Genomic DNA, 11837 nt, shown 5'->3' with positions numbered 1-11837 from the left:
TCCACACCACCGGCATCGAGAAGAACACCCACGACAACCCCTTCGGCGCCGTCCTCTCCTTCCGCGGCACCGTCACCGACACCACCGTCGAACACCGCCTCTCCGCCGAGGTCATCGAGCTGACCGACACCTTCCCGGTGCCCGACGCGAAGGCCTTCGCCGTCGGCCAGTGGTGGGCCGTGCGGGTCGACCCGGTCGAGGGCGGCGGCCGGGACGAGCGCGAACTGCAGAAACTCGTCGAGATCACCGAGATCGTCGACGCCGGACACATCCGGATCGGCTACCTCAACGGCTGGGCGCTGGCCGAGGGCCGCACCCTGACCTGGACCCGGATCGAACCCGTACGCGACACCCACATCCGCAACATGGCCTTCGAGGGTGCCGGACCCGACGAGTACACCGGCTCCCACCCCGTCAGCTTCGAGTACGCGGTCGGCTGCGACGTCTCCGGCATCCACGCCACCGGCACCTTCTGGCCGGTCGTCATGCGCCGCTGGTGCACCCGGTTCCGCACCGAGGACTGCTCGCTGAAGAACCCGCCCACCGTCGAGTACGGCGGCGCCGGCTATCTCACCCAGCAGATCTACTGCCTCTACGGGCGCGTCGCCGACTGCACCACCAGCAATGTGCGCCACCTCAACGACCTGACCGCCTCCGCCTACTGCACCGTCGTCAACTGCCACGGCGACGGCGACGACGCGGGCGGCAACCCCTTCACCACCCACGGCCAGTACGAGCACGACCTGCTCTTCGACGGCAACTCCGGGCTGATGGACATCGCCAACTCCGGCGCGCAGTGGGGGACATCCGCCAAGCGGATCACCGTACGCCGACACGTCTGCTCCTGGTTCACCGCCAACACGAAGATCACCGATCTGACGCTGGAGGACGTCACGGTCATCGCCCGGCCGACCTTCGACAAGGACGGCACCCTCACCGTGAACGCCGACGGCGCCCAGGTGCGCGGCTGCACCGCGAAGACCTTCGCCGTCGCCCAGCGCTCCGCCCGCTCCGTCCGGCCGACGACGGTCAGCGACTGCACCTTCGCACCGCCCGCCGGCGCCGTCCTCGTCCAGACCCCCGTCACTGCGCCCGTGCACTTCGTCCGCTGCACGTTCACGGGCGTCGACGGTGCGGTCCTGCGGGGCGCCGGCCCCGTCCACCTCACCGACTGCACCGTCACCGGCACCGAGGACGCGGCCCCGCTCTCCGTCGGCTCGGCCGATCTGCGCATCGACGGCGGCACCTACGAGAACACCGGCATCGAACTGAGCGCGGTCCGCGACCAGCGGATCACCGTGACCGGCGGCGCCCGCTTCGGCGGCCGGAACCGGGCCGGTGCGCTCCTCGGCCGCGCGGCCGGACCCGGCACGACCGTCTGGGACCTCACCGGACTGACCAGCACGGCCCCGGACCCCGCCACCGCCCACATCAGGATCGCCGACGGCACCAACCACTACGCGGCCACCGGCAGCCGCTTCACCGGCGGGACCCTCCACCTGGCCCCCGACGCCCTCGACTCCGTGCTGCACACCGCCTGCGTCGAGGACGGCACCCGGCGCGAGGCGATGCCCCCGGCCGGCGACCGGGTGCGCACGGAAGGGAACCTGACCCTGTGAACGCCGTCGTCCGCACCACGACCGACGCCGACGACCCGGCCCTGGACGCCCTGTGGCGCCGCTGCTTCGAGGCCACGCACCTCGGCGAGCTGCACGCGCTCGACCCCGACCGCCACCGGCACACCTTCGTCGCCGGGACACCGGGGGGCGACGGCATCGACGCGGTCGTCGTCTACGTGCCCCGGCTGATCCGCGACGCCTCCGGCACCCCCCGCCGCGTCGGCGGCATCGGCAGCGTCGCCACCCGCCCCGAGGCACGCGGACGCGGACTGGTGCGACAGCTGCTGGCCGCGGCCGAGCGGACCATGACGGCCGAAGGATGCGACTGGTCCCTGCTCTTCACCGGCACCCCGGGGGTCTACCGGGGCTCCGGCTGGCAGGAGTTCGCCCGGACGTACACCGAGGGCGCCCTGGCCGCCCCGTCCGCACCCGGCCCGCTCCGGGTGCGCGAGGCGCGTGCCGAGGACACGGTCGAGGTGACCGCGCTGCACCACGCGTACAACGCCGGACGGCCCCTCAGCTCGCTGCGTGAACCCGGCGACTGGGCGGTGCGCGTGGCCGCCTGGTACCGCACGGCCGAACGGCCGCTGGTGGCGGTGGACCCCGCCTCCGGGGCGCTCACCGGCTGGATCGTCGCCCAGCACACGGAGGACCGGGTGCTGGTACGGGAGTTCGCGGGGAGCGGGGCGAGCCTGGCCCCGCTGCTCGCCGCCGTCGGCGCGCGCGGCCGGGCGGCAGGACTGACCCGGGCCCGCTCCGACCTCCCCGACACCCCGGAGACGGCCGCCGCCCTGCCCGCCCTCGTCGACGACGCCCGCCGGGTCACCGAACACACCGGCATGGCCCGCCCGCTGCGCGCCACCGCCGCGTCCGTCCGGGCCACCGTCACGGCACCGGGCGCGGTCCACTGGTACGGCGACTGCTTCTGACCCCACTCACCGGCACGGGGTGAGCAGAAAGCGCCCGACCAGCCCGGCCCCCGTGTCCGTCCGCCGTGCGAACTCCTCCGCCAGCGCCGGTACGTCGCGCAGCCGCCACAGCACCCGGGCCGCCGACCAGGCCGCCTCGCGGGCCCGGTCCGGGCACCAGCTGGCCAGCAGATGCAGCAGCGGATCGCCGACCACCAGCAGCTCCGGACCCGGCAGCAGCTCCTCCACCAGCCGGTCCCGCAGGGTCAGCAGCAGATCGCCCACCTCGTCGAACTCCTCCGCCACCTCCTCCGGTCCGCACCCGCGCGCCCGGCAGACATCGACGACGGCGAGCGCCAGATCATGGGCCGCCTGCGCGTTCAGCGCGGCCAGGGCGAACTGCAACGGCCGCACCCCCGGAGGCTGTCCGACCGCGAACACCGGACGCCAGCACGCGGCCACCGCCCGTCCGGCCGCCGCGCCTCCCGCGGCCGCCCGGTACCGCTCCACCAGCCCGGCCGCCAGCGGTCCTTCCGCCCCGCCCAGCACCACGAGACACCCGTCGCGGAAGGCCGCCCGCCCCGCCCCGGGCAGGTCCGCCGCGGGCCTCCGCGTCCCCACCGCACCGTGTTCCCACCCATCGATCCGCACCATGGGGGCAGCGTCGCACCGTAGGCTCACCCTGGCGCCCGGGAGCCGTCGGGTTCATCGGAACGGGGTAACGACGGTCGTACCGCCGGGGCCGGGGAGGGGAGCACCGCAGTGTCGGGCGTACGCACACCACGCCGGATCGCACGGAGGGAGTCCAGGGCCCGCCGCGGCCGGGCACGCCGCCAGGCCATGGCCGCCGTCGCCTCCGCGGTCGTGGCCGTGGGCACCGCCGCGGGCGTGCTCTCCGCCGTCGGCGGCCCGGGGGAGGACACCACCGCATACCCCGGACCCACCGCCTCGCCCACCGTCGCGCCGCTGCCCGTCGCCCCGAGCCGGCCGCCCGCCACCCGCACCCCGTCCGCACCGCCCTCCACGAGCGCGTCCGCGCCCCGGCCCTCGGAGAAGCCCGCCCCGAAACCGCCGGCGGCCACTGCCCAACGGCCCGACGGGCGGCTCTACCGGCACCCCGAATCCCAGGTCGCGGAGTGGATCGCCGCCCACCGCGGCGACCCCCGGCGCCAGGTCATCGAGGCCCGGATCGCCTCCCAGCCCGCCGCCGTCTGGTTCGCCGACTACAACCCCGGGGAGATCACCGGCCGGGTCCGCGCGGTGACCGCCCCGGCGGCGCGGGCCGGCCGCACACCCGTGCTGGTGCCCTACGCCGTCCCCGGCCGGGACTGCGGAGGAGCCTCGGAGGGCGGGGCGCCGGGGCTCGACGCCTACGACGCCTGGATACGGGAGTTCGCCGCCGGACTCGGCACCGGACCGGTGATCGTCGTCCTGGAACCCGACGCCATCGCCCAGGCCGACTGCCTCACCCCGGACGACCGGGCGGACCGCTACGCCTCACTGGCCCGCGCCGCGCGCACCCTGCACACGGCGAACCCCCGCGCCCGGGTCTACTTCGACGGCGGCCACTCCGGCTGGCACAGCGCCGCGAAGCAGGCCGCCGAGCTGCGCGCGGCCGGTGCGGCGGACAGCGGCGACGGCATCTTCACCAATGTGTCGAACTTCCACCGCACCGCCGACGAGACCGCCTACGCCCGCCGGGTCCTGGCCGCACTCGGCGGCCCGGCCCGGCTCGGAGCGGTCGTCGACACCAGCCGCAACGGCAACGGCGCCCCGGGCGACGGCGCCTGGTGCGACCCGGCGGGCCGCGCCCTCGGACACACCCCCACGACCGACACGGGGGAGCCCCGGATCGACGCCTACCTCTGGGTCAAACTGCCCGGTGAGTCGGACGGCTGCTCGGCCGCCGCGGGCTCCTTCGCCGCCGACTACGCCTACCGGCTGGCGACGGGCTGACGGTCAGGAACCGTCCGCCGGGGACTCCTTGTCGTACGCCGAGGTGCCGGAGTCGAGCAGCGGCTCCTGCGTCTTCAGATGCGCCGGAGCGAAGGCCCGCAGCACGTGGTAGCCGGTGATCACCACGATGGTGCCGAGCGCGATGCCGCTGAGCTCGAAGTTGTCGGTGATCTTCAGGCTGACCCCGCCGACGCCGATGATGATGCCCGCGGCGGCCGGCACCAGGTTGAGCGGGTTGCGCAGGTCGACCTCGGCGTTCAGCCAGATCTGGGCGCCGAGCAGGCCGATCATGCCGTACAGGATGACGGTGATGCCGCCCAGCACCCCGCCGGGGATCGCGGCGACGACGGCGCCGAACTTGGGGCAGAGACCGAAGAGCAGGGCGAAACAGGCGGCGGCCCAGTAGGCGGCCGTCGAGTACACCCGGGTCGCGGCCATCACACCGATGTTCTCGGAGTACGTGGTGTTCGGCGGGCCGCCCACCGCGGTCGACAGCATCGACGCGGCACCGTCCGCGGCGATCGCCGTGCCCAGCTTGCCGTCCAGGGTGCGGCCGGTCATCTCGCCGACGGCCTTCACATGTCCGGCGTTCTCGGCGATCAGCGCGATGACGACGGGGAGCGCGACCAGGATCGCGGACCACTCGAAGCTCGGCGCGTGGAACGACGGCAGCCCGATCCAGTCGGCCCTGCCCACCCCCGAAAGGTCCAGCCGCCAGTGGTCCACGGCCTCCGCACCGCCCGCCGGGGAGTGGATCTTCCCGAAGACCCGGTCCAGCACCCAGGACAGGACATAGCCGAAGACGAGCCCCAGGAAGATCGCGATACGGGAGAAGAACCCGCGCAGACAGACCACGGCCAGACCGGTGAACAGCATCACCAGCAGCGCCGTCCACTGGTCCTGCGGCCAGTACGTCGACGCGGTCACCGGCGCCAGGTTGAAGCCGATCAGCATGACCACCGCGCCCGTCACCACGGGCGGCATGGCCGCGTGGATGATCCGCGCGCCGAAGCGCTGCACGGCCAGACCGGCGAGGAAGAGCACCGCACCGACGACGAAGACCGCGCCCGTCACGACGGCGCTGCTGCCGCCACTGGCCCGGATCGTCGCGGCCACACCGACGAACGAGAGCGAACAGCCCAGATAGCTGGGCACCTGGCCGCGGGTGGCCAGCAGGAAGATGGCCGTCGCGACACCCGACATCATGATCGCCAGGTTCGGGTCCAGCCCCATCAGCACCGGGGCGACGAACGACGCCCCGAACATGGCGACCACATGCTGGGCGCCGAGCCCGAAGGTGCGCGGCCAGGACAGCCGCTCGTCGGGGCGGACGACCGCGCCCGGCGCGGGCGTCTTCCCGTCGCCGTGCAAGGTCCAGCGCACGCCGAGGCCCGCCATGGTTGCTCCCTGTGTGTAGACGCGGTGTCCGGTGCCCCGACAGGCACGGCCCCTCCGCGGAAACGATCAGCGCCATGGTAGTGCCGGGCCGGACGGCCCTCCCGGCGGGGCCACGCCGCGGGGCCGTGTCCGGGATCTCCCGGACACGGCCCCGGCCGCGGTACGCCTCAGGAGCGGGGACCCGCCGCCGCCGTGCTCGCCGCCCCCGCGTCCGCCGAGGTCGCGGCCTTGCGGTCACCGGAACGCAGCACCCCGGCCCCCAGCACCAGACCGAACGCCAGCACCGACACCACACCGAAGGACACCACCAGCGAGGTCGCCTCCGCCAGCGAGCCGATCGCCGACGGGGCGATCAGCCCCGAGGTGTACGTGATCGTCGCGACACCCGCGATCGCCTGGCTCGGGTTCGGACCGCTGCGCCCGGCCGCCGCGAAGGCGAGCGGGACGACCACGGCGATGCCGAGCCCCAGGCAGCCGAAGCCGGTCATGGCCAGCGCCGCGTTCGGGGCCGTGACCACCAGCACCCCGCCGACCGTGGCGAGCGCGCCTCCGGCCCGCACGGTCCGCACTGCGCCGAAGCGGTCGACGACCCGGTCCCCGGCGATCCGGGCGATGGCCATCGTCAGCGCGAACGCCGTCGTCGAGGCGGCCGCGAGACCGGCCGAGCTGTCCAGCACGTCCCGCAGGTACACCGCCGACCAGTCCAGGCTCGCCCCCTCGGCGAACACCGCGCAGAATCCGACGGCACCGATGATCACCGCGGACTTCGGCGGCAGCGCGAACCGCGGCGGCGGCTCCTCGTCCGGCTCGCTGTGCAGGTCCAGCACCTTCCGGCAGGCGATCAGCCCCAGCGCGGTGAGCACGAGGGCGGCGACGACGTGGTGCAGCCGGGCATCGGCCCCCAGATGCGCGGCCACCGTGCCGGCCGCCGAACCGATCAGGGCGCCGACGCTCCACATCCCGTGCAGCCCCGACATGATCGACTTGTCGAGCCGGTTCTCCACCTCGACGCCGAGCGCGTTCATCGCCACGTCCGACATGCCCGCCGAGGCCCCGTAGAGGAACAGCGCCACGCAGAGCGTCAGCAGATTCGGCGCCAGCGACGGCAGCACCAGCGCCAGCGTCCACAGCGCCAGCAGCCCGCGCAGCGCGGTCCTGGCCCCGAACCGGTGGCTCACCGTGCCGGCCAGCGGCATCGCCAGCGAGGCCCCGATCGCCGGGAAGGCCAGGGCTATGCCCAGCTGCCCGGCACTGACCCCGGCATGGTCCTGGATCCAGGGCACCCGGGTGGCGAAGCTCCCGGTCACCGCCCCGTGCACGGTGAACACCGCGGCGATGGCGTACCTCGCCCGTTTCACCTCGGCCATGCCGAAAGCAGCCGTGGAATCCGTAGTCATCGTGCTGTGCCCCTCCCTGGAAATACCCCGTCCGCGCGACGGAGGGCGCACGGGGCCCACCTCCGTCACGATGCGGGCAGTAAACTATCAGGAACCCTGCCTGATAAATAGACCGCCCGGTCCCACCACGGCGGCAGCGATCTGGAAGGATCCCGGCATGCCCGCATCTCCGAGCACCGCCAGGGCCATCAACGACCGGCTTGCCCTGCGCCTCCTCCAGCAGGACGGCCCCTTGACGGCCACGCAGCTGAAGACCCTGACCGGCCTCTCCCGGCCCACCGTCGCCGACCTCGTCGAACGGCTCCAGGGAGCGGGGCTCATCGCGGTCGTCGGCGAGACCGGGGCGCAGCGCCGAGGCCCCAACGCCCGGCTCTACGGCATCGTCGCGGACCGCGCCCATCTGGCCGGGCTCGACGTCCGCACCGACAGCGTCGCCGTCGTCGTCGCCGACCTGCTGGGCAGGACGCTCGCCGAGGACACCCTGCCCATCGGCGACGACACCCTCGCCGACGACGCGGTCGAACAGGCCGTCGGCCTGCTGGAACGCACCGCCGGACGGGCCGGCCGGGCCCCCCTGCACAGCGTCGGCATCGGCGCGCCCGGCCTGATCGACCCGGTCACCGGCGAACTGCGCGACAGCAGCGGTCTCCCCGCCTGGCACCGCAAACTCGTCCGCGCGCTCCAGCAGCGGCTGCCGGCCACCGTGCTCGTGGAGAACGAGACCAACCTCGCCGCCGTCGCCGAGCACCGGGCAGGCGCCGCGCACGACTGCGACACCTTCGTCCTGCTCTGGCTCGGCCACGGCATCGGCGCGGCGGTCATGCTGGACGGCACCCTGCGCCGGGGCGCCTCCGGCGGCGCGGGCGAGATCGGCTTCCTGCCGGTCCCCGGCACGATCGGCATCCCCTCGGCCGCCAACTGCGACGGCGGCTTCCACTCCCTGGTCGGCTCGGCGCACGTCCTCGAACTGGCCGCCGCCCACGGCATCACCGTCCCCGCGGCGGGCGGCCAGGAACCGGGCGCCGCGGTCGCGGTCCGCGCGGCGCTGGCGGGCGAGGGCGACCACGAGGCCTTCCTGAACACCCTCGCCGACCGCCTCGCCCTGGGCGCCGCCGCGGTCGCCGCCGTCCTCGACCCCGGCTGCGTCCTCCTCGCCGGCGAGGTCGGCCACGCGGGCGGCGAGGCCCTGGCCGTACGCGTCGAGGAACGCCTGGCCCTGATGTCACCCCTGCGCACCGAGGTCCGGGCAGGCCTCCTCGGCGGCACGGCGGTGCTCCGCGGCGCGGTGCTGGCAGCGAGGGAGGCGGCCCAGGACGCGCTGTTCGCCCCGGCGGGCTGAGGTTTCCCGTGGGGCGCGCGGGGTGCGCGGTGTGTCCGGTGGGTGGGGGCGGGGTCCCTCCGGGGTGACTCCTCAGAAATGGCGTGTTCACCCGGGTACGTAAGGGACCCGGGTCGTACGCCATTTCCTGCGGGGACACCCCTGCACGCCCCCACCCGGCCGGTTCGGCGTCTTCCCGCCGGTGAATCACGCTGTCGCAGACGCACGACGGCCGGGTTCGGGGGCGTGCAGGGGAGTCCCCGCAGAACGACGAACACAGACCGGGGTACGTGTCCGTGGTGCCCGCACGTTCGTCGTTCGAGGAGTCTCCCCGGAGGGACCCCGGACCCCACACGACGAACATCAGGCGCCCTGCGGGGACCCCGCACAAACAAGCCCGTCCGGCGATTGAGGACGGAATCGCCAGCGCGGGGGACCCGGGCACACGGCCCCGGCCCCCCGCGCGGAGAGCGTGTCAGCAGGCTCCGAGGTCCTGCCAGACTCCCCATTCACCGGTGGACCCGGGCGTGTCGCCCTTCGTCCACCACTTGGCCTTCCACTGGTGCGAGCCGTGGCTGACGGTCGCCCCCGCGCCGTACTCGGACGACGCGCTCCAGGCGGCCGCGGCGCACGCGCCCCCCGTGGGGTCGGGGCTCGGCCCGCCCGTGCCGGACGGGTCCGGGGTCGGCGTGGTGCCGCCCGGCTCGACGACGGTCGTCCCGCGTGCGAGGTCCGCCGCGAGGGCGTAGGACTTGCCGCCGAAGGTGACGGTCCAGTTCGACGGGGTGGACGTCGGCAGGTAGTAGACGAAGTCGACCTGCACGGAGGCGCCGGGCGCGAGGCTCTGCCAGGCGGGCAGCTTCAGGGAGACGCGGTTGTAGTCGCCCTTGAGCCCGCCGATGTTGTTCGCGGCGGTGTGGTCGCTGCGGACGATCGTCGTGCCGAACCCGGACTGGTCCTTGGCGTTGGCCGGCGCGGACGTGGAGTAGTCGAACTGGAACTCCGTGCCGCCGGGCAGCGTCGCCTCGGTGTTGTTGGTGATCTTCAGCTTGGGGCTGATCGGGTAGTTGGAGTCACCGAGCGGGAACTGGTCGAAGGAGACGTCGATGTCCAGCGCCTCGGTCGGCAGATCGATGGTGGAGCGCTTGGCACCGTACGGTGAGGCCGACTTGAAGGTGTCGTACATGGTGCTGGTCAGCGTCGAACCGGGCTCGTACTGGCCCTTGGCCGCGTTCCAGCCGTAGTCGCCGGCGAGCTCCCAGATCATCGTGCCGCCGATGCCCTTGTCGGCGACGTAGTCGGCCTTGGCCTTGACGGACTGCTCGTCCTCGGTGGAGAGGAAGACCTTGGTCTGGGCGTTCCACAGCCAGGGCGCGACCAGGGTGGAGTCGTAGTTGCGGACGTAGGTGCCGGTCAGCTTGGTGTCGGCGGGGAAGCCGTAGTCCGTGACGTAGTCGCCGACGATGCCCTTCTCCAGGTTCTTGGCGTGCCACATCGGGTTGGAGCCGGCGGGCGCCTCCTTGCCCGCGGTGTCCTGGTCGTGCCAGAGGTTGTCGATGCCGACGGCACCGTCACCGCACTTGGTCAGACCGGCGCCGGCCGGGCAGTCGGTGGAGGCCGCCCTGCCCCAGAGGCCGTTGGTGCCGCCCTGCACGTTCTTGAAGCCGCGGGTGTAGTACGGCAGGCCGATGTTGATGCGGCCCGACGGCATGGAGCCACGGAAGTAGTGGTACGCCCAGTCGGTGTTGAGGTAGCCGGTGCCGCCGTACTGGGAGGTGGAGTAGACGCTCGCCTGGGCCAGCTCCGCGTCCTTGCCGTCGTCGAAGAGCGCGGCGTTGGGGCCGACGTACTCGTTCCAGGCGCCGTGCAGGTCGTACGACATGATGTTGACGTAGTCCAGGTACTTCTGGACCTGGAAGGTCTCCATGCCGCGCAGCAGATAGCCGGAGGACGGCGCGGCGACGCTGAGCAGGTAGTGGGTGCCGTCGGCGGCGGAGGCCCGGTCGAGCTTCTCGCGCAGGGTCTTCATCAGCGCGGCGTAGCCCTTGACGAGACCGGCCCGGCGGGCGTTGGACAGGGTCCAGTCCAGCGGGTTGCCGGCGTCCTTCATGGTCGTCGGGTACTCGTAGTCGATGTCGACGCCGTTGAAGCCGTAGGTGCGGATGAAGTCGACCGCGGAGTCGGCGAAGGTGTTGATCCCGGCCTGGTTGACGGAGCCGTCGGCGTTGGTGGCCATGGAGTAGAAGCCGCCGGAGTCGACCCGCTTGCCGTTGTCGTCGAAGTAGCCGCCGGTCTCGGCCCAGCCGCCGACGGAGACCATCGTCTTCACGTTCGGGTACTTCTTCTTGTACTTCGTGAGCAGGTTGAAATGGCCCTTGTAGGGGAGTGCGGGGTCCATCTCGGCACCGGCGACTCCCGGCCACGTCATTCCGGTCGACGCGTTGTTCGGGCCGTCGGCCCCGACGGAGAGCTTGTTGGCTCCGTCGACGTGGGCGAACGCGTAGTTGAGGTGGGTGACCTTGTCCCAGGGGATGTCGGAGGCGAGGTAGGCGGGCCTGCCGTCCTTGCCGGTCCGCCAGTTGGTGAAGTAGCCGATGACGCGCCGCGGGTGGTCGGCGCCCATCTTCTCGCGGCCCTCGGAGTCGTACACGGAGCAGTACGGGACGGCCGTGCCCGGGGTCTCGTAGAGCCCGTCGGGGCGACAGGACTCCTGGTCAGCGGCTTGGGAGGGGGTCGCGGAGAGCGAGCCGATCAGCAGCGCGGCAATGCCGGCGCCGGCGGCGAGGAGCGAGGCTCTCGCGCGGGTGGGGGACAGCACGTTCGGTTCCTCCTGGGGAGGTCGGCAGAACACAACTGGCAAGGGGGTGGGTCGTGTTGGTTCGCGGAGGTGCGCACACCGCGAACCGCTCCTCGGAGGTGACGCAGAGATTAAGAGGACTAGACCAGTGCGTCAATAGGTCTGGACCATTCAGGTGCCCGTGTCCGAAAAACGCTCTTGTCACGGCCCGTCTGTGAGCCACTCCACAGCGTTCACCCGTCTGGCCCACGCCCGGTCGTGGCACACTGATCGTGTACCAGCAGCAGCGCACTCCGGGGTCGGTGCAATTCCGAACCGGCGGTTACAGTCCGCGACCCGGCCGCATCCAGCGGTCGGTTGACCAGGTGAGATTCCTGGACCGACGGTTAAAGTCCGGATGGGAGGCAGTGCGCGGCGGGCCGTTTCGCGGGTACGCCGCCGTCG

The 11837-nt window shown here is 72.8% G+C and carries 8 protein-coding genes and 1 riboswitch; of the genes, 4 read left to right on the top strand and 4 right to left on the bottom strand.

The window, feature by feature from the left end; translation table 11 throughout:
* Together ACZ4FH_RS35390 and ACZ4FH_RS35385 are read left to right on the top strand one after the other, a co-directional pair.
* Window positions 1-1619, top strand: a 1619-nt coding sequence (locus ACZ4FH_RS35390; protein ID WP_467310027.1) for a peptidase C14, incomplete at its 5' end; no start/stop codon positions are given.
* Window positions 1616-2548, top strand: a complete 933-nt coding sequence (locus ACZ4FH_RS35385; protein ID WP_467310025.1) for a GNAT family N-acetyltransferase — start codon at window positions 1616-1618, stop codon at window positions 2546-2548. The genes ACZ4FH_RS35390 and ACZ4FH_RS35385, both read left to right, overlap by 4 nt.
* A gap of 6 nt (window positions 2549-2554) precedes the next feature.
* Here ACZ4FH_RS35385 and ACZ4FH_RS35380 read toward each other — a convergent pair whose 3' ends face one another.
* Window positions 2555-3181 carry a DUF5995 family protein gene (locus ACZ4FH_RS35380; RefSeq protein ID WP_467310024.1) on the bottom strand — a complete coding sequence of 209 codons (627 nt, stop codon included), beginning with the start codon at window positions 3179-3181 and terminating at the stop codon, window positions 2555-2557.
* 186 nt (window positions 3182-3367) lie between these two features.
* Between ACZ4FH_RS35380 and ACZ4FH_RS35375 the strand changes: the two genes are divergently transcribed.
* A complete protein-coding gene (locus ACZ4FH_RS35375; protein WP_467310022.1) occupies window positions 3368-4483 on the top strand; it encodes a glycoside hydrolase family 6 protein in 1116 nt (371 codons plus the stop codon).
* 3 nt (window positions 4484-4486) lie between these two features.
* Here the strand turns inward: ACZ4FH_RS35375 and ACZ4FH_RS35370 are convergent, their stop codons facing one another.
* Window positions 4487-5881 carry a uracil-xanthine permease family protein gene (locus ACZ4FH_RS35370; RefSeq protein WP_467310020.1) on the bottom strand — a complete coding sequence of 465 codons (1395 nt, stop codon included), beginning with the start codon at window positions 5879-5881 and terminating at the stop codon, window positions 4487-4489.
* A 167-nt stretch (window positions 5882-6048) separates the two neighbouring features.
* A complete protein-coding gene (locus tag ACZ4FH_RS35365) occupies window positions 6049-7278 on the bottom strand; it encodes an MFS transporter (RefSeq protein WP_467310018.1) in 1230 nt (409 codons plus the stop codon).
* Between the two features lie 157 nt (window positions 7279-7435).
* Here ACZ4FH_RS35365 and ACZ4FH_RS35360 point away from each other — a divergent pair, with 157 nt between their 5' ends.
* Window positions 7436-8617: an ROK family transcriptional regulator gene (locus ACZ4FH_RS35360; RefSeq protein WP_467310016.1), complete on the top strand. Its 1182-nt coding sequence runs from the start codon at window positions 7436-7438 to the stop codon at window positions 8615-8617.
* A gap of 454 nt (window positions 8618-9071) precedes the next feature.
* Here ACZ4FH_RS35360 and ACZ4FH_RS35355 read toward each other — a convergent pair whose 3' ends face one another.
* Window positions 9072-11414, bottom strand: a complete 2343-nt coding sequence (locus ACZ4FH_RS35355) for a chitinase C-terminal domain-containing protein (RefSeq protein WP_467310015.1) — start codon at window positions 11412-11414, stop codon at window positions 9072-9074.
* Between the two features lie 263 nt (window positions 11415-11677).
* Window positions 11678-11808, top strand: a riboswitch (FMN riboswitch).
* Window positions 11809-11837: the final 29 nt, after the last annotated feature.

It is taken from the genome of Streptomyces sp. NPDC024555, assembly GCF_055559335.1.
This window is presented reverse-complemented; position numbering and strand designations above follow the sequence as displayed.

Coding starts and splice junctions, on each gene's coding strand:
- ACZ4FH_RS35380 (WP_467310024.1), bottom strand. CDS start 3,181: ATGGTGCGGATCGATGGGTGGGAACACGGTGCGGTGGGGACGCGGAGG.
- ACZ4FH_RS35375 (WP_467310022.1), top strand. CDS start 3,368: ATGGCCGCCGTCGCCTCCGCGGTCGTGGCCGTGGGCACCGCCGCGGGC.
- ACZ4FH_RS35370 (WP_467310020.1), bottom strand. CDS start 5,881: ATGGCGGGCCTCGGCGTGCGCTGGACCTTGCACGGCGACGGGAAGACG.
- ACZ4FH_RS35365 (WP_467310018.1), bottom strand. CDS start 7,278: ATGACTACGGATTCCACGGCTGCTTTCGGCATGGCCGAGGTGAAACGG.
- ACZ4FH_RS35360 (WP_467310016.1), top strand. CDS start 7,436: ATGCCCGCATCTCCGAGCACCGCCAGGGCCATCAACGACCGGCTTGCC.